The 24,612-nt window shown below is 38.4% G+C and carries 18 protein-coding genes; 10 read left to right on the forward strand and 8 right to left on the reverse strand.

Annotated features, from left to right (window positions below):
- Positions 1 to 7: 7 nt before the first annotated feature.
- From HCG49_RS02295 to HCG49_RS02315, 5 genes are all read left to right on the forward strand, one after another.
- Positions 8 to 340 (forward strand): hypothetical protein, encoded by a 333-nt coding sequence (locus HCG49_RS02295; RefSeq protein ID WP_168467947.1) that lies wholly within the window; start codon positions 8 to 10, stop codon positions 338 to 340.
- Positions 324 to 851 (forward strand): hypothetical protein, encoded by a 528-nt coding sequence (locus HCG49_RS02300; protein WP_168467948.1) that lies wholly within the window; start codon positions 324 to 326, stop codon positions 849 to 851. The genes HCG49_RS02295 and HCG49_RS02300 overlap by 17 nt, the downstream gene beginning before the upstream one ends.
- A 4-nt stretch (positions 852 to 855) precedes the next feature.
- On the forward strand, positions 856 to 1,125 hold the full coding sequence (locus tag HCG49_RS02305; protein WP_168467949.1) for a hypothetical protein: 270 nt from the start codon (positions 856 to 858) through the stop codon (positions 1,123 to 1,125).
- A gap of 11 nt (positions 1,126 to 1,136) precedes the next feature.
- Positions 1,137 to 1,565 carry a DUF5958 family protein gene (locus tag HCG49_RS02310; RefSeq protein ID WP_072765376.1) on the forward strand — a complete coding sequence of 143 codons (429 nt, stop codon included), beginning with the start codon at positions 1,137 to 1,139 and terminating at the stop codon, positions 1,563 to 1,565.
- Positions 1,566 to 2,365: 800 nt separating this feature from the next.
- Positions 2,366 to 4,678: a relaxase/mobilization nuclease domain-containing protein gene (locus HCG49_RS02315; protein WP_168467950.1), complete on the forward strand. Its 2,313-nt coding sequence runs from the start codon at positions 2,366 to 2,368 to the stop codon at positions 4,676 to 4,678.
- A 6-nt stretch (positions 4,679 to 4,684) separates the two neighbouring features.
- Here HCG49_RS02315 and HCG49_RS02320 read toward each other — a convergent pair whose 3' ends face one another.
- The 6 genes from HCG49_RS02320 to HCG49_RS02345 form a co-directional block, all read right to left on the reverse strand.
- Entirely contained in the window at positions 4,685 to 4,987 is a 303-nt protein-coding gene (locus HCG49_RS02320) for a type II toxin-antitoxin system RelE/ParE family toxin (RefSeq protein ID WP_072765331.1), read from the reverse strand.
- On the reverse strand, positions 4,972 to 5,208 hold the full coding sequence (locus HCG49_RS02325) for a hypothetical protein (RefSeq protein WP_072765330.1): 237 nt from the start codon (positions 5,206 to 5,208) through the stop codon (positions 4,972 to 4,974). Before HCG49_RS02325 ends, HCG49_RS02320 begins: the two co-directional genes overlap by 16 nt.
- 100 nt (positions 5,209 to 5,308) lie before the next feature.
- On the reverse strand, positions 5,309 to 6,523 hold the full coding sequence (locus tag HCG49_RS02330; protein ID WP_168467951.1) for a site-specific integrase: 1,215 nt from the start codon (positions 6,521 to 6,523) through the stop codon (positions 5,309 to 5,311).
- A 503-nt stretch (positions 6,524 to 7,026) separates the two neighbouring features.
- Entirely contained in the window at positions 7,027 to 7,527 is a 501-nt protein-coding gene (locus HCG49_RS02335; RefSeq protein ID WP_168467952.1) for a hypothetical protein, read from the reverse strand.
- Between the two features lie 3 nt (positions 7,528 to 7,530).
- Positions 7,531 to 8,844 (reverse strand): hypothetical protein, encoded by a 1,314-nt coding sequence (locus HCG49_RS02340; protein ID WP_168467953.1) that lies wholly within the window; start codon positions 8,842 to 8,844, stop codon positions 7,531 to 7,533.
- A gap of 10 nt (positions 8,845 to 8,854) precedes the next feature.
- A complete protein-coding gene (locus HCG49_RS02345; RefSeq protein ID WP_168467954.1) occupies positions 8,855 to 9,721 on the reverse strand; it encodes a tetratricopeptide repeat protein in 867 nt (288 codons plus the stop codon).
- Between the two features lie 1,033 nt (positions 9,722 to 10,754).
- Here HCG49_RS02345 and HCG49_RS02350 point away from each other — a divergent pair.
- The 4 genes from HCG49_RS02350 to HCG49_RS02365 all read left to right on the forward strand — a co-directional run bounded on the left by HCG49_RS02350 (position 10,755) and on the right by HCG49_RS02365 (position 20,109).
- Positions 10,755 to 14,240, forward strand: coding sequence for a GEVED domain-containing protein (locus HCG49_RS02350; protein WP_168467955.1), 3,486 nt, complete (start codon positions 10,755 to 10,757; stop codon positions 14,238 to 14,240).
- Positions 14,237 to 14,929 carry a hypothetical protein gene (locus tag HCG49_RS02355; RefSeq protein WP_168467956.1) on the forward strand — a complete coding sequence of 231 codons (693 nt, stop codon included), beginning with the start codon at positions 14,237 to 14,239 and terminating at the stop codon, positions 14,927 to 14,929. Before HCG49_RS02350 ends, HCG49_RS02355 begins: the two co-directional genes overlap by 4 nt.
- A 389-nt stretch (positions 14,930 to 15,318) precedes the next feature.
- Positions 15,319 to 18,687: a transcription-repair coupling factor gene (gene mfd, locus HCG49_RS02360; protein WP_410488978.1), complete on the forward strand. Its 3,369-nt coding sequence runs from the start codon at positions 15,319 to 15,321 to the stop codon at positions 18,685 to 18,687.
- A 90-nt stretch (positions 18,688 to 18,777) separates the two neighbouring features.
- On the forward strand, positions 18,778 to 20,109 hold the full coding sequence (locus HCG49_RS02365; protein WP_168467957.1) for a TlpA family protein disulfide reductase: 1,332 nt from the start codon (positions 18,778 to 18,780) through the stop codon (positions 20,107 to 20,109).
- 36 nt (positions 20,110 to 20,145) lie between these two features.
- On the opposite strand, the gene HCG49_RS02370 is transcribed toward HCG49_RS02365, so the two are convergent.
- On the reverse strand, positions 20,146 to 20,805 hold the full coding sequence (locus tag HCG49_RS02370) for an aspartate kinase (protein ID WP_168467958.1): 660 nt from the start codon (positions 20,803 to 20,805) through the stop codon (positions 20,146 to 20,148).
- 52 nt (positions 20,806 to 20,857) lie between these two features.
- Complete coding sequence (locus HCG49_RS02375) at positions 20,858 to 21,217, reverse strand: YraN family protein (protein WP_168467959.1); 360 nt, start codon at positions 21,215 to 21,217, stop codon at positions 20,858 to 20,860.
- Positions 21,218 to 21,720: 503 nt separating this feature from the next.
- Here HCG49_RS02375 and metG point away from each other — a divergent pair.
- The gene (gene metG / locus HCG49_RS02380; protein WP_168467960.1) at positions 21,721 to 23,790 is read left to right on the forward strand and encodes a methionine--tRNA ligase; all 2,070 of its coding nucleotides are present in this window, start codon (positions 21,721 to 21,723) and stop codon (positions 23,788 to 23,790) included.
- Positions 23,791 to 24,612: the final 822 nt, after the last annotated feature.

Consider the following 24,612-nt stretch of genomic DNA (forward strand, 5'->3'; position numbering starts at 1 on the left):
TGTAGAAATGAAGAATTATATAGAAACATTAAAGAGGGAAAGTATGAATGTTGGAGTTATTGATTTGATTATGTTAAGTCCGGAAAAGGAAAAAATCACATATCAAGAATGCAAAATGTTTATATCCTCAATAAGGGAAGCCGATAAATCCCTTGATTTTGTACGGGATAGTATATCCCAAAAAAGATACGGGAATTCTTTTTTTAACTTGGATGCCAAGAAAAAGGAGGCTATTAGGGATGAATACAAAAAAATCTTCATTCTTTATCTGTTTAATGAGATTGATTCATTTCTCTTGCCTCCTCCTCCAGTCTCAGAGGGATTTGAGGAAAAACAGTAAGGCCCTTGCTAGCTGGTCCGATGAGATCAAGGACGCCCAGATCGGGAGATGGCTGAACAGGAATTTCGGGAAGCCCGTAGAGAAGTGGGTGAACAAACATATCGCCAAACCTTTGAAAAGGCTATTTGGAGGTGGAGGTGGCGGTAGGCATGCCGCACCGGAAATATACCATGCCGACATGCCTATGGGTGGCGGTGGCGGTCCCAATAATTTGGCTATATTTGGTGCTTCTGGTGGAGGTGGTATTTCCATATCGGGAAGCGGACCGGGCAGATCAGCCGGGGACGTGGCCGACACGGTACTGGACTTTGTGCCCATTGTGGGAGGGTTAAAGGATATATACCAAGGCATAAACGACGGTAATGGTTGGATGGTGGCCCTAGGTGCAGGTTCAATAGTAGACGACGTTTTTACCCTAGGCGGCTCTTCATTGGTCAAGGGGGGTATTAAAACAGGCATAAAGATAGGTGCCAGATCGGTCGCCAGTAGTGCCGCTAAGAGGGGGAAGTAGTGTATTGTCTAAAGGAGAATTGATAAGAATAGGAAATGCAGCCACTAGAATCAACAAACCAATTACGGTTGTAGGAAGCCGTGCAAAGGGTACCGCAGGGGTTTATTCTGATTGGGATTATGTAATACCTGGGCTTAATAATAAAAATTGGAAAACAATTAAAAACTCTTTACCTGGTTCACGTTCAATATTGAATAATACTCCAAGAAATATTGACATTTTCAAAGGACCTGTTAATCCTAATTTACCCTACATCACAATTTATCCTCACTAATGCACACTATTATGAAGTTAGAAGAAGAAATGTTAATCAATAAATATGGACAAGGTTTGGTAAATAGTAAGGAGTTGCTAAGCAATTTTAATACTTTCGAATCTGAGAAGAAGCGTACTTTCTTAACTGATATGACATTTTTAATATTACAGTCCAAACCTAATGATAATGATATTGAAACAGCGATCCTAGAATCAAAACTGAAACCTACATATACGCCATGTATACTGCTAAAGAAAGGAATTACATCCCATAATCTAAACAAGATTATTGCCTTACCTGAAAATGAATTAGATAAAGTTTTTTTATTGTTTTTGAGCTTATTCAAAATTCCATATCAAAGAAGATTTCAAGAAGAAAAAAACCATCCTGATAAATGGTGGTATTGGGAATTGTCAGATGAAAATAGGGTTAAGATGATACTGAAAAGTTATAAATAAAACCCCGTTAACGCAAGCCTCACGCTCATGCTGACAAGGGTGAGCCGCTAAATTTGAAGTATTGAGAAGTTCCTAGAAATTGCGATAGCAGTGACCTCTTTGGGATCGAGGGGGCTTTTTAGACCGTGGCTATACGGGCCACGCCTGCCCTGAGTTTGCCGAAGTGGATTGTATAGGTATTTAAGTTATTATAAAAACGAATAATTATAGTAGGATTTATTTTAGCTCCCGCTTAGATTAATAGGCAATTTCGGATGGATCTAAGGATTCCCTTTAAAACTTTTGAAAGCTCAAATCTTTTTTTTTTGATAGAGCCTGCTTACCCAGAAGGTAGTAATTAAACTTATAATATTTACCATGCCCCTGCGGCCATCGGACCTACCTTCCGAGCCTATTCTTTTCCCTACCCACATTTTACCCATCCGCTAGGGGAGGATTTCTCCCGCAGTCTTGCCCGACAGCCTCGGCCCCGCACCAAAGCACAAGGGGCGAAAAACCCCTTGCCCTTTTTCTCCCTCGCTATGTAATCGACCTATTTAACCCTTTTCCCACCATCTTTTCGAATAAAATATAAAACCATATTAAACCAGGGCTGGTCTTATATGGTCTCATATGGCTTCATATGGTTTTGAGGCGTAAAATACTGTAAATAAGTCTTTTAAGTTGGTTTTTTAATGTATTATATTTATATAGGATTATCCGTTTTTAACGGATAGCAAGTTATGTTTTGCGCTACGCAAAACTCCTACTTCTAGCGAAGTGAAAAGCTGCCCTCGGCAATAATAATCAACAAAAAGATCATGATCGCACGACTCCTATACCGTAACAAAGTGCAAGGCGTACTGAAATACGTACTGGGGAAACCGGAATCGACCATTCTCGGCTTCCACAATACCTATTCCGATACGGATACAAACCTCAAGGTCTTCGAACAGGTACTTGTCTTTTTGGGCTTCCGCCATGCCTCTGAAAAGCGCTACGTACATGCCACCCTGAACCTCCCCCGTGGCGAATACCTAGACAATGATACCTTTTTGGCCCTGGCCAAAGCCTATATGGAGTATATGGGCTATGGGGAGCAGCCTTTTATTGTGGTACGACATCACGATACCGAGCACGAACACGTGCACATCGTCTCTAGTACCATTAGGGAAGACTGCAGCCAGATCAACCTATCCTTTGACTATAGAAGGAGTATGACCGCCCAGAAATACCTGGAGAAAGAGTTTGGGCTTTCCCCCTCTCCAAATAAAAGGACGGTCCGAGAGCTTCCCAAACTGGAAACGCCCCAGTTTAATCCCCAAGAAAGTAACGGGGTGCGCTACTATATGCAGGACATCTTGAACAATACCCTGCAAAAACATAAGGTGCGGAGTTTTGACGAGCTTGGCAAACTACTGGAAAAGTACCATATCCAACTGAAGGTAGTGGAGCGTTCCGGTAGGGTAGGGCTAGCTTATGGCATTGCCACCAAGGAAGGATACCGATCCCGGTTTATTGGCGGCTATACCGTGCACCCCCAATTCTCCGGTCCCAAACTCCAACAAGTCTTCGAGCGCAATAAGGAATCGGCCCTATTGCCCATGGTGAAGAAACGACTGGAAAAGCAAGTACAAACTACCTATAAACTATTTAGGACCCTCCGTCCCGTGCACCTCCCAGATGTTCTGGACTCCCATCAAAAGCTCGATTGTAGGCTAAACTACAACGATCAGGGACAGGTGGTTGATTTCACCATCCATGATAAAACGGGTTATGTGCTACGCAGCGACGAGATTGGGAGGGGTCTAGGCATCCAAGAGAACCCCGAGTTGTTCCAAACCGAACACACCCAAATGTACATGGACAGCAGGCAATTGGAATTGGAATTCCAACGCTGCTTGAGGGAAGCCTTCCAAAAGACCTATCGAGATTTGCGATACAAACCCCTGTTCTCCGAGCATATCCTTAAAACTCCTTTAGATGTTCTGGTTAGGGAAATGATGAAATCGGAGCGCTTTCTCTTCCTTAAGAAACACTTACATACCGATAACCGGACCTTGTGGAAGGTAATCACCTCCCACTACTATCCTTTTAGTGAGAAGCTATATACCTCCGCCATGAATAAGGAAAAGCAGGAATTGCAAAAGAAGGCCGACCTTATTCAACGGGCCAGGGATCGGCTGTTCACTAGTACGTTGGACCAAAGGGAGGTCCTTGGTGCGCTTGTCCAAAGTCTGGGCGTACGATACAATGAGGGCACCCTGACCTATGCGAATTCCAAGCTCCACCAAGTACCAGTGGATCTGGGCAGTTATTTATTACAGACAAGCGTAAACCCGTATGTACCTCCTGGTTTTGCACGTGAAAACGAAAAGCTATTGGAAGGGCTGCTGCACGGCAAATCCGCCAAAGAGATAAAGCCGGGGCCCACCGCCCTATTTTTGCCCATGGTATTCCCAAAACTCTATAATGCTATGGTACCAACCTTTAGGGAGCGGTATGATACCTTGGCCCTAAAAGCCTACCATCGGTATGCCGAACGGATGCAGGCGCCCTTTGAGAAATCCCCAAGGGACTATATCGCCTTTTTCAACGCCAGGGGCTTTTATTTTGAAGAGCAGGGAGGAAAACTCTGGGTAGGTTCTCTTTATTCCAAATATAAAGTAACGGTCGCCCTTTCAACGAAAATGCAGGACTACCTACTATCGTCCCCTGAGCTTCCTAGTGTCATGGCCAGGCAACCTGTCAGCCTAAATCACATAATAGCCAAAGGACAGGACAATTTAAAAAGCCTTTGGATGGGGCATTTAATGGAATGCGGACTTTATAAACAAGCGGCATATAGTTACGTGTTGGACAGGATAACCCCCAATTTGCCACTGGAACTCGTAGAGCACCATATGGCAAACGGATTCAAGGAGGCCTTGGTGACCGTTGCCAATGAGCGGGAGCGTCTGGCACAGGCCAACACACTCCGAGCAGGATGGAACGCCCTGGAAACGCTCATGGGCCCTACCACCTCTCAAGAGGAGGAAGCCTATAACGGGTTTAAAGACGAGCTTACGGATTATTCCAAATACAAAGAGAATTGGTTTTTAGAAAGTTGGGGCGGCCTAAATTTTGGGCCTTAGGAATTCTTAATATCCAAGTGGTTCCTTTCTTGCGTAGCGTACACGGATAATATATACGGCCTCCTCCTCCACCAAATAGGATATTCTATAGGTGTGTTTTTCGTATGCCCTGATATTCCCATTATTGTTTTCCTTGAGGATATCCAACTTATATATCTCTGGATTGGTCGCTAATATCGCAGCCGATTCATAAATTTCAGTGATGATCTTAGTGGTGGTTTCAAGCGACTCGGATTGCTCCAATAAGTCCAAAAAGGCTTCATTGAGCTCTGCATCTGCCTGATGGGTCCAGATTATTGTTTTCCCCATTTTTTAATGCGCTCTTCCATTTGTTGGTGAGTGTACGTCTGTCCGCTTTCTATTTGAGCAATGGATGTGTCAATTTCCTGATTATACTGTTCGATACTGATACGCTCCGATGATACTTTCTTATTGTATTTCAGCATATTCTTTATTGCTTCGATAAATATAGGGTCTTTTACTTTATCGAGCTCTTTGTGTATCCATTTTAAATCCGCCTGTAAGTCCATTGTAATTTTATTTACTCACTGTAAAGATACAAATAATGTTCTATAATTATTTGGATATGACCTTGGTTAGATATTTTTCTCTATAGCCATCGGGAGGGAATTAAAAATTAATGACCTTCTCCAAAGCATTATCTGTGTCCCTATGCATAAAATTTGCCTGGTAATTTATGGTGGTGGTCACCGAGGAATGCCGATAAAGTTTTTGCAACATCTGAATAGGTATTTTATCACCTGCTATATTACCGAAACTATGACGAGCTATATGCATGGTAAGCTTTTTTGTTATCCCCGCTTTTTCTGCAATTTTGCCTAGGTATTTATTAACCTTTCTATTCCCGTTTTTCAATTTTTTAAAGTAATCCTTGGGATTTTTCAGATTGGCCGTTTTCATTTCAGGAAAAACAAAATCATCATCAAATCGCTTGTCCTTTTCATAAACCTTAAGTATCCCGTTTATTTTATCGGGTAATTTAAATGACAACAGCTTATTATTCTTTCCCATACGATAGTGTAACCGACCATCATAAATATTATTCCATTTTATCTGTAGAACATCACCGACTCGCATTCCTGCAAGATAAAAACTAAAGAGCCAAATACTTCGGGCATTAAATTCCTGCTTAGATAAATCATCCAATGCCTCAATAGACTGTATTTCCTCTATATTCAATCCTACTTTTTTTGTTTCCGGAAATTTTAAAGATATTTTGTGGGCCCCAAAGGGATATTGTTTTTGGTCCACAATTCCTAATCGTATAGCTTTGTTGAAAAGGGTTCTTAAAACAATTAAATTGTTAACCACCGAACGTTGGGATAGATTTCTAGTTGATTTCAAATAAAGAGAAAAGCGGCGCAACAAGGTCTCATCAATTTCCTGAAAGCTTAATTCTTCATTGTTAACAAACCTGATAAAATGACCAATTCGAGCTTTATCAGATGATAAACGTTGAAGTTTATTTGTTTTTTCCAAGCCTTCTAGATATTGGTCAGCAATTTCCTTAAAGCTAGTTTTGGAAAGAGGATTTGCGATCTCCTTTTTTATTTGCTTAGACGAAATATCATTTTTCCGTGTTTGAAGGTCTATTCTAGTTTGATTGGCTTCAGCCAACTTTTGTACGAGCAAATTATTTAGGCGTTGAGAATTTGGATGGGATTTCCTTACCTCTAGTTTTTCTTTATCCCAATATTTAGCGTCGATATAATGTCCAATATACAAATAGTTGGTTTTCCTGTCCTTGGTGATTCGAACAGCTAAGGGGAAATGACCTTGTTTGTTTGCTTTTTTCCGAAGCGTTATCTTTATACTTGACCCCATAACCACTAGTTTGTATTAAATATACGAATTCTAGGTACAACATAGGTACAACAAATGATGGTTTTTCTTGGTTTTATATGGTTTTATATGGCTCTTCAAAAAACACTAACAGCCTGTTTATAAGCTATTTAGAGCCATATAAGACCAGACAATCGAGAATTCAAAATCCAGTTCCTTTGGAGTGTGGGTTCGATTCCCACCTCGAGTACAACAAAACCCTGATAATCAACAGATTATCAGGGTTTTTTCATTTTACGGCTTTTATCATATACATATTCAAGCCAGATCTCTCCTAAATATTTATAGTTCTTTGCATTTTAATTTGGGCGTTCCCTCCTTCGTCGGGCGGGCACTTGGCTATATCCCTAGCTTCGCTGCGGGGATGCCGCCGCGGTCCCTAACGCGAATATAAACAACTCCCCGATAGGGCACTACAGGATTAAACTACAAAATATTTAATATTTGTCAAACGGATTTAATTATCCTTAGATAAAAATCAGTTGTTATATTTCTATAATAAAATCATCGTCTTCAAAATCTTTTTCAATTTGATTGTCTAAATGATTTTTTAGATCAGCCATTGGGTTGTGATTGGCTACTCCACTCATTTGTTCCAACCCTAATTTTATAAGACCGAAATCATTGTCTTCTAATCCCTTTTGAACTACTTCTTCCGCCGTATCAATTACTCTATTTTGTTTTTCATATTCGTTATCAATATTTTTATTGATCGTATAATGGTTTTGTTTAATTTTTTCAAATTGGATAGCAGTGTCAGATGCTAATTTTTTTGACTCAAGACTATACTTCAAAATATTATTAGCAGCATCAGCAGTTTTATCAAGACTTTTTGACACTAATTCAGCCTTCTGAAATTTTAATTGATTCTCTTGACCCTTCAAATTATTCTCCTGAGCCTTTAATTGATTCTCTTCAGATTTTAATTTAGCTTCTAATCCAAATTTTTCATTCTTTTCTATCGGGGAATTTTCTTTGTTATCCATTACTTACTGATTTAAATTAGTTCTAACTGTTTTTAATACTGGCACAAATCCTCTTACAACATTCTGATTATTAGCAATTACAGGTAATCTTTTCAATTCTCGTCTGTTGATTTTTTCAAATTCTATAAATTTTTCCGTCTCTAATTTGTGATAAGATTGTAATTCTAGTAATGTTGAATAGAAACCTTCTTTTAAAGTAGAATTAATTGAGACATATTCTTCTAATTTTTCAACTTTTTTGAGTCTTTTTTTAAAAAGTCTTTTATAATTATAACGTGCAGAAAATAATACACAACTCCAAAATGACACGTCAACACTAGTAGAATTAACCTCGTTATCTATTTTTATTTTTTCTTGTTTTAAATCATATTGCTTTCTTTCTTTACTATATTTAATGTATACTGCGTCTTTTTTTAACTCTTCCATAATTGGTTTAAGATTCTTTTCAAAACATGAATCTAGAGTGACGCCAGCAGTATCAAAAAGCCTTTTTTGTTTTGCTAATTCTTTTTCTTCAATGGTCAAGGAATTAAAAACATTGCTTATTTGTGATAGTTTATCATTTAATTTTTCATCTGCAACCCTTACGTCATTAATGACTTGTGAATTCTCTTCCATCATTTTAAGAGCTCCATTAATTGCCTCTGCAGCTATAGCAATACCTACTTCTGCTTTTACAGTTTTAATATCTGATTCAGACCAATGGTCCTTTTTAGATAATTCTTTAAAAGAACCATTTTCTAATGTCCTCCCTACCGAGGACATTATGTTATTTCCAATACTTCCGAAATTAGTCGTTTTAATATCAGAAAAATCGAGATTACTTTGTACAATGGTTTCAGACAATTCATATTTACCAAAATCACTGAACTCTATAAAGCATTGCAAATTATTATCCTTAACCGCCAGTGGTCCAAAGAATTCTTTTAAGACAAAATCAGTAATATTAACAATTTTACCATAGACTTCAACTTTATCAATCGCCAATATTTTTTCAGCTTCACTAATTGTTTTAGCGTAACTATTCACATTTGGGATTAAACTTTTCTGTATAAAATGGCTTTTTCGCTCATAAGCTTTTTTTGCCGATGAACCTCTAAAATAAGTTCTATCTAATTTATATTCTTCCAATTGATTAAATCGCTCGGCAATTAACTTTCCTTGTGAGGAATCAATAAATTGAAAGTTATCTACTGTTTGAAGCTTACCATAAATTTCATTTTTTTCAGAAGTAGACATACTATAACCACATGTACAACTTGAAATTGTATAAGTTAATTGAGCGCCACAATTCGTACAGAATATTGTATTAGCCATATAATATTAATTAAAAAGTTAGTATATAATTAAACTTGTTAACTATTATAAAAAAAAATAAAAGCACTATAGGTAATAGCCAAATTAACGGGTCTTTTCCTAGAATAATTTCACCTCCTAATAGATTAGATTTCTTTAACACTAATGGTTTTAGAACAAAAAATGACAACAAGACATATAATAAATAAACAACTCCCAATGATATAAGTAATTTGTTTCTATTATTGTTTTTATATAATATTTGCTCTAATTCATTTTTCCTTTTAATATTATCTAAATTTTCAGGAGAAAGTTGGGATATTGTATTACAATCTAGCAATGCTTCTTTAAAATCTTTATTTTTGAAAAACAAAATACTCCTTTTAATATATAGGTCTACGTTTTGATTATCTTTTTCAATTGCAATGTTATATTCCTGAATGGCTTTATTAAAACTTTCATTACTTTCATAATAAGTTCTTTTTAAAACACCTGCTTCCTCGTCATTGGGGTAGTTCTCTAAATAATTATTAATATCATCTATAAAATTAGAATCATTCATTCGAAAATAAACTAAAGCTCTATTTTTATAAGCCCTAGATTTACTTCCTTCTAAATCAATTATGATATCAAAAGTTGCTTCTGACTCCTTTAATTCTCCGAGTTCTAATAAAGCCTCACCCTTTATATAATAAGCTACCGATAACGTATCAGTAATACTAATACATCTATCGGCATAATTTATCGCTGTTCTAAAATGATTTGCGTCAAAAAACGTAACTGCCTTATTGTAATTTTCTTTATATGAATTCATTTGCTCCTCATATGTTAAATTTGGACCACAACCATTCAGTACGATAGAAATAATTACTATGAAGTAATATTTTAACAATTTCATAAAACTTTAAATAAGAGGTTATTAAAATGGTATTTAGTTAGATTTATTTTATCTGTTACACCTAATCTTTTATTTAGGTTTTCATCGAATATATATCATCAGAATCGCTAAAAAAACATTAACACAAAGGAAGTTATACCTACATCCAAATATTTCACCTCGATAAATATTTATTGCAATAAGCATTACTCGATTTATACAGAAACTTATATAATTAATTTTTAGTATAAAAAAACCTACGTTACTAGTTGTAATTTACTGTTTGTTAAATATATTATACCTTCATTTTTTGTCATTAAAATACCAAATATAGGTTTTTAAATTATTTGTGAAATATTTTGTAGGAAATTTTTATTTATAAATAAACTAAATTCCTAATGTAATAATAGGGTACCAATAGCGGTTAATTAAAGGGGAGCTCTTGTCTGGGTACTTCTTTTCCTTACCACAAAATTATTGTACATATCCATCACGCCATAGAGATGCGTCATTAAGCGATGCCACCTGTCAATTCTTAAATTATAATAAAACGGATAATTTAATTTAGAATTAATTTTTGGGATTGATCATATATCCCTTGCCCTGCTGCGGGGATGCCGCCGCGGTCCCTAACGCGGGAAAATGAAGTTTTTGCCAAAATAAATTGCTGATATCTAAAAAAGGAGAAACAGTAATTTAGATACTTCCCTCCTTCCTTGTATTCCCTCCCTAAAAAAGGATCCGTATTAAGAATGCGCTTGAGCCCTCATATGAAACTCTTTATAGGATAAGTCCCAAAACCCGAGGCTTTGAAAAATTGAGCATAAGAAAAGTAGGTGTTGAAAAAACAATTAATAAATGCTATACCTACTATTTTATATAGATTTCTCCGGTTTCAAAAATTAAAACCACCCCATTTTTTAAATAAACCAAATTCACACTGATCTCATTTTCTGTTATTTAATTGTCTTTTGTATGACATAATACAATTTTTATCCTATTTTAGTACTCCTAATAACCATGTTAATTTTAACCAAATTAATCTCCAACCATTATGAAAAAAACATTGCTCTTTATTGTTTCTTTTATCTGCAGCATTTGCAACGCTCAGGAAGAACCGACTGAAAGTACGTATTGCGAGCCAGAACCAGTAGCTTCTACCGCGAGCTATCTTAACTACCTAAAACTATCGAGTACCTCAGCCGCAGATGCCGATCTGTTACATCATACTTCCGAGAATGTGGGCTATGAAAATGTAAGCTCCACCAATGTAGAATTAGCTTCGGACAACGCTTACACCTTCAATTTTGGTGTGGGCAATCCAACGGCTACCACGACCAAACGAATACATGTTTGGATCGATAAAAACGGAGATGGAGATTTTGAGGATGCCGGAGAAGAGGTTTTTAACTGGACAGGAGCGAATACCGCGGTTGACTTAAAATTTTCCAATAAGAATATCGGCGCAATTACTGTAGAGGGTGCCACAAGAATGAGGATTGCCATGCGATCTTCAGATAGCGCTATAGGCCCAATTTCGCCATGTGATGTTTTTACCGATGGGGAAGTCGAAGATTATAAAATTACATTCCCCATTAATACACCCTCCGAAGGTTCTTATTGCGAACCAGAACCAACGGCTTCTACGGCGAGTTATTTTAACTACCTTAAACTTTCTACCACCTCAGCGGCCGATGGTGATCTTTTACATCATACTTCCGAGAATGTGGGCTATGAAAATGTAAGCTCCTCCAATGTGGAGTTAGCTTCAGGAAGCTCTTATACCTTCAATTTTGGTGTTGGAAATCCCACGGCCACCACTACCAAACGAGTGCATGTTTGGATCGATAAAAATGGGGATGGTGATTTTACAGATGCCGGAGAAGAGATATTCAACTGGACAGGAGCAAATACCTCAGCCGACCTTTTGTTCACCAATAAAAATATCGGCTCAATTACCGTAGAGGGCGACACAAGAATGAGGATTGCCATGCGATCATCAGACGGACCAATAGACCCTATTTCTCCATGTGATGTTTTCACCGATGGTGAAGTCGAAGACTATAAAATTACATTCCCCATAACTACACCCTCCGAAGGCTCTTATTGCGAACCAGAACCAGCGGCATCTACGGCAAGCTTTTTAAAATATCTAAATTTATCTAGCACCTCAGCAGCCAATGGCGATCTGTTACAACATACCTCAGAGAACGTAGGCTATGAAAATGTAAGCTTCCCCAATGTAGAACTAGTTTCGGAAGGCTCTTACACCTTTAATTTTGGTGTTGGAAATCCAACTGCAACCACGACCAAACGAATCCATGTTTGGATCGATAAAAATGGGGACGGCGATTTTACAGATGCCGGAGAAGAGATATTTAATTGGTCAGGAGCCAATACTGGCGAAGATCTAAAATTTTCGAATAAGAACATTGGTGCAATTTCACTGAAAGGCACCACAAGAATGAGGATAGCCATGCGTTCCTCCAATAGTACTATAGATCCTATTTCCCCATGTGACGTTTTCACCGATGGAGAAGTAGAAGATTATACCTTTTCTTATAAGGCCTCTGATAAACCAGATGTATTGACCTCAGAAATCACCCTTGATTTATTTACCAGTAGCCAAACAACCTATGCTACGGATGGCAAACCTCATACGTATAGAATCCCCTCATTGGTAACTACCACCAAAGGAACTTTATTGGCCATTTCAGATGCCCGCTTAAACAATTCTGCCGATGTACCCGGTAGGATAGATTTATATGCAAGACGAAGTACTGATAACGGTACCACATGGGGCGAGAATATTATAATCAATACACAACATGGTGGTGATGCCTGTACCGTTGTGGATAAAACAACTGGAAGGATTTTTATTTTTTATGCCTACTCGGAAAGAAAAAACATATTCGGTTCCAACGGCGATCCAAATAGCCCAGATACTTTAAGATCTCAATATGTATATAGTGATGATGATGGAGTAAGCTGGTCGGAACCGGTAGACTTAACAGCCGATCTTTATAAAACAGGAGACAACTCCTATTGGGCCTCCGGAGGAAACGGCATCCAATTGAGAAATGGCACCTTGGTAATTCCTATAGCCGTAGTACGCAGTGGTGTTATTTATGGTTCCATACTTTATAGTAAAGATCATGGAGCAACATGGCATAGAAGTGAAAATAATAGTTATGCCAAATTTGATGAGAATACCCTTGTGGAGTTAAATGATGGTAGTATTATGGTCAATGCGCGTAACCATTACGGTACGCAAACACGACTAATAACACGTACCTCCGATTTGGGTGAAACTTGGACCCCTTATACCTTCGATGCTACTTTAATAGACCCCATCAACCAAGGGAATATTTTAAGGTATACTTCTACCATAGATGGCTATGATAAAGACAGAATATTGTTTAGTAATGCTGGAAATAGGTCTTCTAGAGTAGATGGAACTGTAAGAATCAGTTATGATGAAGGAAATACCTGGGCCCATTCCAAGATATATCAGACTGGTTCCTCTGCATATTCTTGTTTAACGATTTTACCGGATGGAAAAATCGGGGTATTATACGAAACAGAGAACTATACTAAAATCAGATTTAAAAGATTTAGTCTTGAAGAATTGACTGATGGCACGGATACCTATAAGTGTCCTGACCCTACAAACGAGAATCAATCCGATTTTGACGGCGATGGAATTGCAGATGTATGTGATGATGACGACGATAATGACGGTGTATTGGATGTCAACGACCATTGTCCAGAAACGGATCCCACGGAAGTAGTAGATGAAAATGGCTGCCCTATGGATTCGTCGTTACCACTAAACAATTTCTTAATTCAAACTACCGGGGAAAGCTGTAATAATAGTGGTAATGGTAAAATAGTAATAACCGCTACGGAAGCCTTTAGTTACACCGCTACCATTGTTGGAGTAGAAACAAACGGTTCCTACGAATTTACAAATGCCACGGAAATAAACGGCTTAACATCTGGCACCTATGAAGTCTGCCTCACCTTAGCAGAAATGCCAGGTTATAGTCAGTGTTACTATCTTAAAATAACTGCACCCGAAGCATTGAATGTGGAGTCTAGTCTGGATAAATCATCTAAGAGCCTCGCTTTAAAGATGTCCAATGCCAAACAATACACCATTGATGTCAACGGATTCGAATTCAAAACTGACAATCCTGAAATGAAATTACCACTCAAAGAAGGTCTGAACACTATTAAAGTCTCAACGGACAAAGATTGTCAAGGTGTGTTTGAAAAAACCATTTTTGTACCGAGTGATATTGTAGTGTATCCAAACCCTGTAAAAGATAAAATCTATATTCAATTAGGTAATGACGATACTTCTAATATTGTTTCTGTGAATTTATATTCCAATACCGGTGTTCTATTGATGGCCAAAACATCGCCCGTCCAAAACGGAACAGCGGAAATAGATGCCAATCACCTGAAAACAGGTCTTTACTCCATGGAAATAAAAACTCAAACCAATAAAAAAAATATTAAAATTATAAAATTATGAAAAGATTAATCGCACTTGGTTTAACAATATGCCTATTGGGGTGTGCCAAGGAAAATGAAGGTGGTGACACGGAAGCAATGGCCCCTACACCTGTAACTTTAGTTTTTCCTGACAACAATACGGAATGTTCGGAAGGCACGGTCATAGATGATAAAAAAACCAGTATTGTATTTCAATGGAATCCCAGTGAAAATACGGACTCCTATACTTTAGAAGTAAAAAACCTAAATACAGGGACTACATCCATTTTTCCCATAAATACTACTGAGAAATCTATTACTGTAGAAAGAGGGGTTCCGTATTCTTGGGCGGTAACCTCAACATCTAGTACCTCCATGGAAACAGCAAAAAGTGACACTTGGCAATTTTATAGTTCCGGAGAAGGAGTCAGCTCGTATGCCCCCTTTCCTGCAGCAATTATAAGTCCAGCAGATGAAGCAAAAACAACGGCTACAAACAATCTCGTCACCCTAGAATGGAAGGGAAGTGATGTAGATGGAGATATCGTTAGTTATGACGTGTATTTTGGAGATACGGAATCCTTAGAGCCTTTAGTAACCGAGCTACAAGAAAGCAAATTAGAAAATGTTCAAGTATCCGCTGGAACAACCTATTACTGGAAAATAAAAACGAATGACTCACAAGGAAACAGCTCCTTTTCCAATGTTTTTAACTTCCACGTGAATTAAGATAAAATACATTATTATATCCCTCCTGAAGCTGCAGGAGGGGTATTTAATTAAGAATATCACTCCAATACTATTGATAGACTAATAAAACTATCATTATTGTATTTCAGAAAGGCTTTCACCACTATCCTATAACCAAATGGATTATGGATAGCATCAACTATGATATAAAATCCCCCATTTGTAAAGTTTTCCTGACCGGACCGTAATTTCTGGGCGGGATTTCTTTTTTGAAATGTATTTTTCCCCAAGACGATCATATCACCGAAATCAAGGAATACGGCATTCCTTTATGCCATGGCTATCGTAAATATTTTCAGCTTCCCTTGGGATTGACCCCTAGTTGGCTTTATATTTGCAAAAAAATAATACGGTTGACAAAATCTTCTATGTTACAACTGTTTACACAGTCTCCGCAATTGCGAAAACTGCAGGAAACTATTGCAGAATTTCAAGGTGCTTCTTCAAGCAAAACAAATTTAAAAGGACTTATCGGTTCCTCATTATCTTTTGTAATTTCTGAAACCTTCAGAAAAACACATACCCCTTTTCTGTTTATTTTAAATGATAAGGAAGAGGCCGCCTATTACTTAAACGACCTAGAGCAACTATTGGGCGACAAGGATGTCTTGTTCTATCCTGGCAGTTATAGAAGGCCGTACCAAATTGAGGAAACGGACAATGCCAATGTATTGTTACGGGCAGAAGTGCTTAACCGTATCAATTCCCGAAAAAAACCGGCCATCATCGTTACCTATCCCGATGCACTTTTCGAAAAAGTAGTCACTAGAAAAGAGTTGGAAAAGAACACCCTAAAAATTAAGCTGGATGACACCATCTCCTTAGACTTTTTAAATGAAGTATTGTTCGAGTACAAGTTTAAACGAGTGGACTTTGTCACAGAACCTGGGGAGTTTTCTGTTCGCGGTGGTATTGTCGATGTATTTTCCTTTTCACACGACGAGCCTTACCGTATAGAGTTTTTTGGGGACGAAGTAGATAGTATCCGAACTTTTGATGTAGAGACACAACTCTCTACCGACAAGGTGAAGAAGATTACCATCATCCCCAACGTAGAAAACAAATTTTTAGACGAAAACAGGGAAAGCTTTTTAAAATACATTGCTCCCGAAACTATTATATTCAGCAAAAACCTGAGTGTCATTTACGCGAGGTTAGATTCCTTTTTTGAAAAAGCCGAAGAGGCTTTTTCCCAACTATCGCAAGAAATTAAACGCGCCAAACCAGAAGAGCTTTTTGCCCATTCGGACCTTATTAAAGAACAATTGGCTAGTTTTAATGTTGTTGAGATTGATGGTGAATTTACTTCTAAAAATGCCCCAATAAGCGGAGAGTCCATCGAATTCCGCACCAAACCACAGCCCTCTTTCAATAAGAAATTTGATTTATTGATAGAGAACTTAAACGACAATCACAAAGCAAAATACACCAATTATATCTTTTGTGCCACGGAACAACAGGCCAAGCGCTTTCACGATATTTTTGAAGAGGTAGACAAGGAAGTACATTATAAAACTATAGTCCTCCCCCTATATCAGGGATTTATAGATAACGACTTAAAAATAGTTTGTTATACCGATCACCAAATATTTGAGCGCTACCTAAAATTCCATTTAAAAAATGGCTATGCCAAAAAACAGGCCATTACCCTAAAGGACCTAAACAAATTAGAAGTCGGCGATTATGTTACCCATATCGACCATGGAATCGGAAAGTTTGGAGGCCTACAAAAAATAGATGTCGAGGGCAAAAAGCAGGAAGCCATCAAATTAGTGTATGGAGAACGCGATATCCTGTATGTCAGCATCCATTCTTTACACAAAATTTCCAAATTCAACGGAAAAGACGGCACCCCGCCCAAAGTGTACAAATTGGGCTCCGGAGCTTGGAAAAAAGTAAAAGAAAAAGCCAAATCCAGGGTTAAGAAAATAGCCTTTAACCTTATCCAATTGTATGCCAAGCGACGATTGGAAAAGGGATTCCAATATGGTCCCGACACCTATTTGCAACACGAATTGGAAGCTTCTTTTATTTACGAAGACACCCCCGACCAGACAACGGCTACCGAGGACATTAAAAAGGACATGGAAAGCGAACGCCCTATGGACCGACTTGTCTGTGGCGATGTAGGGTTTGGAAAGACAGAAGTAGCTATTAGAGCCGCCTTTAAAGCAATAGACAATGGTAAACAGGTCGCCGTATTGGTACCTACTACCATCTTGGCCTTTCAACACTACAGAACCTTTTCCGAACGCTTAAAAGAAATGCCGGTAACCGTAGAATACGTCAATCGCTTTCGCACGGCAAAAGAAAAGAAAGACACTCTAGAAAGATTGGCCGCCGGAAAAGTAGACATCCTTATAGGAACCCATCAATTGGTCAACAAAAACGTTGTCTTTAAAGATTTAGGGCTTTTAATAGTCGATGAAGAACAAAAGTTTGGCGTATCGGTAAAGGATAAGCTTAAGTCTATTAAGGAAAATGTAGATGTCCTTACCCTTACCGCAACCCCTATCCCGAGAACCTTACAGTTTAGCCTTATGGCTGCAAGGGATTTATCGGTAATCAATACTGCTCCGCCCAACCGTTACCCCATAGAAAGTGAGGTTATCCGTTTTAGCGAAGAAACCATCAGGGATGCTGTTACCTATGAAATTCAAAGAGGTGGTCAGGTGTTTTTTATTCACAACAGGGTAGAAAACATCAAGGAAGTTGCCGGAATGATCCAAAGATTGGTCCCAGATGCAAAAATAGGGATCGGACACGGCCAAATGGACGGTAAAAAACTAGAAGCTCTAATGATGGCTTTTATGAATGGTGATTTTGATGTTTTGGTATCGACGACCATTATCGAGAGTGGACTTGACGTAAGTAATGCCAATACTATTTTTATCAATAATGCCAATAATTTTGGCCTTAGCGACCTTCACCAAATGCGCGGACGTGTTGGCCGAAGCAATAAAAAAGCATTTTGTTATTTCATTACCCCGCCATACGAGGTCATGACCAACGACGCCCGAAAAAGAATTCAGGCCCTAGAGCAGTTTACAGAATTAGGAAGCGGCTTTAATATTGCCATGAAAGATTTGGAAATTAGAGGTGCAGGGGATCTTTTAGGAGGTGAACAAAGCGGATTCATCAATGATATTGGTTTTGATGCCTACCAGAAAATTCTGGTAGAGGCCATAGACGAATTAAAAGAGAACGAGTTTAAATACCTCTATGATGAAATAGACAATAAAAAGAAGGTCTTTATTAAAGAAACCCAAATAGATGCCGACTTTGAGCTCCTTTTTCCAGATGACTATATCAATAATATTACAGAGCGCTTAAACCTGTATACCGAACTCAACTTGGTCAAAGACGAAGAAGGCCTACAGAAATACGAACGGGAATTGGTCGATAGGTTTGGCGAAATTCCTTCCCAAGCCGAAGATTTACTCAATTCGGTACGTATTAAGTGGATCGCCAATAATATGGGAATAGAAAAGATTGTCATGAAAAAAGGTAAAATGATCGGTTATTTTATTGCCGACCAACAATCGGAATTTTACCAAAGCCCTACGTTTAACAACGTATTGAGATTTGTACAGAACAACCCCGGTTTAGGCAAACTAAAGGAGAAAGAAACCCGAAACGGATTGCGATTGTTGTTGGTTTTTGAAGGCATTAAATCTATAGACAAGGCATATAAAGCCCTGCAGCCTTTTGAAAAAACCCAACAAACTGTGGCTTAAAACTTTGTTTTGCCAATCGCCTTATTTAATATTGTAGATTGCATTGGCAATGATACCAATGGAACCCCATGAACATTAAAATTAAAAGGTATGGTTTTTAAATATTTCTTTTTTATAGCAAGCCTCTTCCTTGCTATTAATGTAGAAGCACAACACAACATTTCGGGAACCTTGTCGCCCGCATCGCACTTCAAATGGATAATTGCCTACCAATTACAACCTGGGAGCCTCAATTATACTGCGAATACGCCCGTAGAAGAAGGCAGCTTTTCCTTAACTATGCCGCAAACAGCGCCGGCAGGTATATACCGCTTGGTGTATGCCGTACCTCAAGAAGAATTCTATTTTGATGTTATTTACAATGGTAGGGAAGATATTACCCTAAACTTTGATTTTAACAAGGGGATATCCTTTTCCAATTCACAAGAGAATATCTTGTACCACGATTATTTTTCGAAAATTTCGGAAGTAGAGCAAGACATCATTAAATATTATTCGGAAAGAAACTCAAACAAAGACGTCCTTTCCAAATTGAACAAGAAATTATTTGCGCTTCAAAATTACTATGAAGCCCAAACAAGCGGACTATTTATAGAACCTTTTATAAAAGCCAATCACCCTTATATTTCGGATGGCAATGAGTCCGTTTCGTCTTACGTAAGAAATAAAAATCGCCAATTTTTCGATCACTTCAGTTTTGAAAACCCGGTCCTACAGGCCTCCAAATTTATATCGGAAAAGATCAACAACTATGTATTTACGGCCCTGCCATTAGAGCGTCTCTCTGCAGATAAATTGGAAAAAGAAATGCAGGTAAACGTAGAGGACGTAGTAACGAAAATTAAGGGTACCTCCCTGGCCTTTAAAATTAAGGTCTTAAGTGAATTATGGCGAGAAATGGTTAAGAATAATCATAATGCTACCGCCGATTATATCTATAACAATCACTTGAAAGAAATGGCCATCACCACCAACAACGGTGAATTGATCAATGAAATTGAAGCCTATAACCGCTTGCGCATAGGGGCTGTCGCTCCAGAAATTACTTGGGTAGACGGCTATACGGAGAAAAAATTAAGCGATCTGAAAGGCGCTGATCATTATGTGTTGGTATTTTGGAGCAGTAGCTGTCCCCACTGTCTAGAGCAACTGCCATTACTACAACAAGCGATGAAAAATCGTAAGAATACTAAAGTAGTGGCCATTGGCCTAGAAGACGACGCTGTCAATTGGAAAAAAGAAATAGCCCTTCTGCCTACTTTTATCCACGGTATTTCTTTGGGGAAATGGGAAAGCCCATATACGTCCTTGTATCAAATAGAACTCACCCCTACTTTTTATATCCTAGATGATAAAAAAAGAATTGTAGCCAAGCCGGCAGATCTTATAGAGGTAAAAGAAGTTCTAAACAGCCTTTTGTAATATGCCACTAAAAAAAAAGCCTTGTAGATATAATTCTTACAAGGCTTTTAAATCCTTAATAGTCTTAAATGCCATATCTACCTGTTCGTCATTTACTATAATTGTAAATTCGTTGGTAGTCGATATTACCTCGTATAAAACGATTCCCTCCCAGGCCAATCGCTGAAAAATAAAATAATAAATACCAGGTACGGATACATTTTCTGCCGGTAACTTTACGGTAATCGAAGATAAGTGTTCTGCCTTTTGAGTACATTTTTCGTTCTTGAACAACTCCTCAATAGCGTCTTCCAAAATATTACTTACCACGATGTTCATCTCGTTTACCCCTCTGGAAGAAGTGTAAAAAACATCCTTATTTTTATTGACCTCTTTTAACAACATGGTCTGGTTTTCCAAAATAGAATCGGAAACCAAAAATGTAAAATCGGTCAAAGAAGAACGCACGGTAATTTCACCAATGTTTTTTAAAACTTTAATGATTTTATGAGTGGCCCGGAACTCCAAATCGTCCGATAATCGCTTTAAAGCCATCACAATAGCACCATTCCTAATATCCTTTCCAAGTTCATTTTCTATCTCCGGCTTCACTATTCGCGACAGTGAGGTTAAGTTGATAATTCCTTGAGCTAGAGCGCTTTGAAGAAATGGTTTCTTCTTGATATAATCCTCAACAACAGATGATATAGTCTTCATGATCCTTAAATTTTTGGTAAAAATAACAAATTGTTACAAATAAAACAAATAATCAAAAATGATAAAATGCATTTTCAATATGTTCCATCGTAAAAACCCCCTTATCTTTAAGAATTATAAAGAGATCGAACCGCACCTCAACGTCCAAATCACGAGACACAACATAGTGGTCTGCCGTCCGTACCAATAGTTTAATTTTTTTCTTAGTAATGGTATCACCAATGTCCTGTAGGAAGTCTACACTCCTGGATTTTACCTCTACAATAGCCAAAATTTCTCCTTTTTGGGCTATAATATCTATTTCTCCTTTTAAATACCGATAATTTCTACGTTTAATGGAGTAGCCGTCTTTTACCAGGTAATCTACTGCCATTTGTTCTCCTGTCTTACCAAAATCGTTGTGGGCGCCCATCGCTGTTACTTATTTCTTACAAAAAACGCATATTAATCTATAAGTCGCCTACTTGCCCTTCCTAAATTCGACCATTAGCGTAATAGTATGGATAAGATTACCAAGTTGTTAGGAGTAAAAAATCATTCCTATAACCGCTTCTGCTATCCAATATTTTAAAACCCATTGGTACGGTAACAGTGGAATAAGTAAACAAACCTATATTTCTTCTCTAGCCCTGAGTTAAAAAGGCGATGGCTCAAGTTATGCCCTGCCTAGGAGAAAAAAGAAGGAATAGGAATCCAAAAACAACCACCCCTTTGAACGAAAAAACACAGCACCCACTTAGTCGCCAATATTGGACATTCCGTTAAGACTTTTAGAGCAGCAGCATATTACCCCCTACTTATTGCACGGGTATCTGCTTCTCACAAAGAAATTTGGGAAGGGCCAAGGCTTATTTTTTAGCCTTAAGGGGCTCCCCCTCGCAAAAATCTTTATTTTTGCACCCAAATATAAATGTAATGTCGCAAAACCAGACGATTCCAGCAAGATATACCATTACTGCTGCCCTACCATATACCAACGGCCCCATACATATTGGACATTTAGCAGGTGTTTACGTACCTGCCGATATTTATGCGAGGTACTTACGGCTAACAGGAAAAGATGTTGCCTTTGTTTGTGGTAGTGATGAGCACGGTGTGGCTATTTCCATGAAGGCCAAAAAAGAAGGTGTGTCGCCACAGGCCATTATCGATAAATATCATGGTATTATAAAGAAATCTTTTGAAGATTTTGGGATCACCTTTAACAATTACTCCCGTACCTCTGCCCCGATACATCATAAAACCGCCTCGGACTTTTTCGTAAAATTATACGAGAAAGGCGATTTTATCGAAGAAACAACGGCACAGTTGTACGACAACGAAGCCCAACAATTTTTAGCCGATCGTTTCGTCATAGGTACCTGTCCTAAATGTGGCCATGAAGAAGCCTATGGTGATCAGTGCGAAAAATGTGGCTCTACTTTAAATGCTACAGATCTCATAAATCCTAAATCGACCATCTCAGGGGCCATCCCTACCATGAAAGAGACCAAACATTGGTTCCTTCCTTTAGACCGTTATGAGGATTTTTTAAAGGAATGGATTTTACAAGATCATAAAAACGATTGGAAACCCAATGTATACGGACAATGTAAATCATGGATCGATGATGGTTTAAAACCTAGAGCGGTAACACGCGACCTGGATTGGGGTATCCCAGTACCAGTAGAAGGTGCCGATGGCAAGGTTTTATATGTGTGGTTCGATGCTCCTATAGGGTATATTTCTGCTACCAAGGAATGGGCAGAAAGAGAAGGAAAAGACTGGGAACCTTATTGGAAAGCAAAGGACACCAAAATGGTGCATTTTATAGGGAAAGACAATATCGTATTCCACTGCATTATTTTCCCGAGCATGTTAAAAGCCCATGGCGAATTTATTTTGCCAGAAAATGTACCGGCCAACGAGTTTTTAAATTTGGAGGGCAATAAATTATCGACCTCTAAAAACTGGGCGGTTTGGTTACACGAGTATTTGGAAGATTTCCCCAATATGCAAGATGTATTGCGCTATACCTTAACGGCCAATGCTCCGGAAAGTAAAGACAATGATTTTACCTGGAAGGATTTCCAAGCAAGAAACAACAATGAGTTGGTTGCCATTTTTGGTAATTTCATTAACCGTGTCGTGGTTTTGACCAATAAGTATTACAACGGAATCGTTCCGGCCCCTGCAGCCTTTACGGAGGTAGACAAGGAAACCCTGGAGGAGCTTAAAAAATACCCGGAAATCATCTCTAGCTCTATAGAACGCTACCGTTTCCGTGAAGCCGGACAAGAATTGATGAATTTAGCCCGTTTAGGGAATAAATATTTGGCAGATGCCGAACCTTGGAAAGTTATAAAACAAGACGAGGAACGCGTAAAAACCATTATGTATGTAGCCTTACAAATAGGATCGGCACTAGCCGTTTTAAGTGAACCATTTTTACCTTTCACGGCCACTAAACTTAAAAACATCCTTAATATTAGCCCAACCTTGGCTTGGCAAGATGTTGCCTCAAAAGAAACGCTTCTTCCAGGCGGACATCAAATTAACCAGGCCGAGCTATTGTTCAGCAAAATCGAGGACGAAACCATACAGGCTCAACTAGATAGATTGGAAGCTACCAAAAAAGAAAATGAAATTATGAATAAAGAAGTTACCCCACAAAAAGATACCATTACATTCGATGATTTTTCAAAACTGGATTTGCGTGTAGGGACCATCATTGAAGCGGAGAAAATGCCTAAGGCCAAAAAATTATTGGTCCTTAAGGTCGATACCGGTATCGATGTTAGAACCATCGTTTCTGGTATTGCAGAAAGCTTTGCTCCAGAGGATATTGTAGGCAAGAAAGTGACCGTTTTGGTGAACTTGGCGCCGAGGGCATTACGTGGTGTCGATAGCGAAGGGATGATCTTAATGACCGAGAATGCCGATGGAAAACTTGTTTTTGTTAACCCGGACGAGGAAGGCGTTAGCAGTGGTGAGACCATAAATTAAGAGGTGCACACACGGCCAAACGAGCCCTGTACCAACCTTAATACTACTCATATTTGGGCCTATTTCCATTACTACTTTGGGAATAGGCCCATTTTTTTTCAAGCTCCCGACACCCATTTTCATCATTCTTTGGGCGTTCCCTCCTTCGTCGGGCGGGCTCTCCGCTATATCCCTTGCCATGCTACGGGGATGCCGCTGCGATCCCTAACGCAGAAATCAATTAACAATGTAATAGGATCGAGAAGAAAATACAACCATTTACATGGAGGGGCCAGATGGTGCGTTGGCCTTGTTTGCTGTTAGCTTCTTTATACGGACAATTACTTCACCTAAGTGACTTAATGAGGAATTGAGTGAGTAGCTGTTTGAAAGAAAAGAGAGAAGAGAAAAAAGACCGCACAACAATATAGGAAAAATGGATCCAACAGTATAGTATAACCTCATTCCTAAACCCTAGACTAGAAGATATGATCTTTATCTTTAACAATGAAATAATTATCTTAAACTGGCAACACTAATCAGGGAAGTCCTCGCTAAAGCACGAGACTGGCGGGAGATATGACTTTTTACTAAATGTTCAGAAAATACAGGTTTAGTCATATGAGGGAAAAAACAGCGCTTGTATGCTAGCTATTTCCAGATATATGATTTCTCCGGTATCCCCTAAAGCTATCAAACACTACAATTATTCCTGATCTGTACCTCCTTTTAGTTACTAATAAAATTATATATTGCATTGCGGCTTGCCAATATACTGGCAAGAAAATCAAGAGCCCATAAAACAAGATTCTTTAGAAGCTTATTACATGTTTTCTCGGCAAA

The organism is Arenibacter sp. 6A1, assembly GCF_012272855.1.
Classification (GTDB): Bacteria; Bacteroidota; Bacteroidia; order Flavobacteriales; family Flavobacteriaceae; genus Arenibacter.

What these genes read in the sequence shown, in the direction of transcription:
- HCG49_RS02295 (WP_168467947.1), top strand. Translation starts at nt 8, where the DNA reads ATGAAGAATTATATAGAAACATTAAAGAGGGAAAGTATGAATGTTGGA.
- HCG49_RS02310 (WP_072765376.1), top strand. Translation starts at nt 1,137, where the DNA reads ATGAAGTTAGAAGAAGAAATGTTAATCAATAAATATGGACAAGGTTTG.
- HCG49_RS02315 (WP_168467950.1), top strand. Translation starts at nt 2,366, where the DNA reads ATGATCGCACGACTCCTATACCGTAACAAAGTGCAAGGCGTACTGAAA.
- HCG49_RS02320 (WP_072765331.1), bottom strand. Translation starts at nt 4,987, where the DNA reads ATGGGGAAAACAATAATCTGGACCCATCAGGCAGATGCAGAGCTCAAT.
- HCG49_RS02325 (WP_072765330.1), bottom strand. Translation starts at nt 5,208, where the DNA reads ATGGACTTACAGGCGGATTTAAAATGGATACACAAAGAGCTCGATAAA.
- HCG49_RS02330 (WP_168467951.1), bottom strand. Translation starts at nt 6,523, where the DNA reads ATGGGGTCAAGTATAAAGATAACGCTTCGGAAAAAAGCAAACAAACAA.
- HCG49_RS02335 (WP_168467952.1), bottom strand. Translation starts at nt 7,527, where the DNA reads ATGGATAACAAAGAAAATTCCCCGATAGAAAAGAATGAAAAATTTGGA.
- HCG49_RS02340 (WP_168467953.1), bottom strand. Translation starts at nt 8,844, where the DNA reads ATGGCTAATACAATATTCTGTACGAATTGTGGCGCTCAATTAACTTAT.
- HCG49_RS02345 (WP_168467954.1), bottom strand. Translation starts at nt 9,721, where the DNA reads ATGAAATTGTTAAAATATTACTTCATAGTAATTATTTCTATCGTACTG.
- HCG49_RS02350 (WP_168467955.1), top strand. Translation starts at nt 10,755, where the DNA reads ATGAAAAAAACATTGCTCTTTATTGTTTCTTTTATCTGCAGCATTTGC.
- HCG49_RS02355 (WP_168467956.1), top strand. Translation starts at nt 14,237, where the DNA reads ATGAAAAGATTAATCGCACTTGGTTTAACAATATGCCTATTGGGGTGT.
- mfd (WP_410488978.1), top strand. Translation starts at nt 15,319, where the DNA reads ATGTTACAACTGTTTACACAGTCTCCGCAATTGCGAAAACTGCAGGAA.
- HCG49_RS02365 (WP_168467957.1), top strand. Translation starts at nt 18,778, where the DNA reads ATGGTTTTTAAATATTTCTTTTTTATAGCAAGCCTCTTCCTTGCTATT.
- HCG49_RS02370 (WP_168467958.1), bottom strand. Translation starts at nt 20,805, where the DNA reads ATGAAGACTATATCATCTGTTGTTGAGGATTATATCAAGAAGAAACCA.
- HCG49_RS02375 (WP_168467959.1), bottom strand. Translation starts at nt 21,217, where the DNA reads ATGGGCGCCCACAACGATTTTGGTAAGACAGGAGAACAAATGGCAGTA.
- metG (WP_168467960.1), top strand. Translation starts at nt 21,721, where the DNA reads ATGTCGCAAAACCAGACGATTCCAGCAAGATATACCATTACTGCTGCC.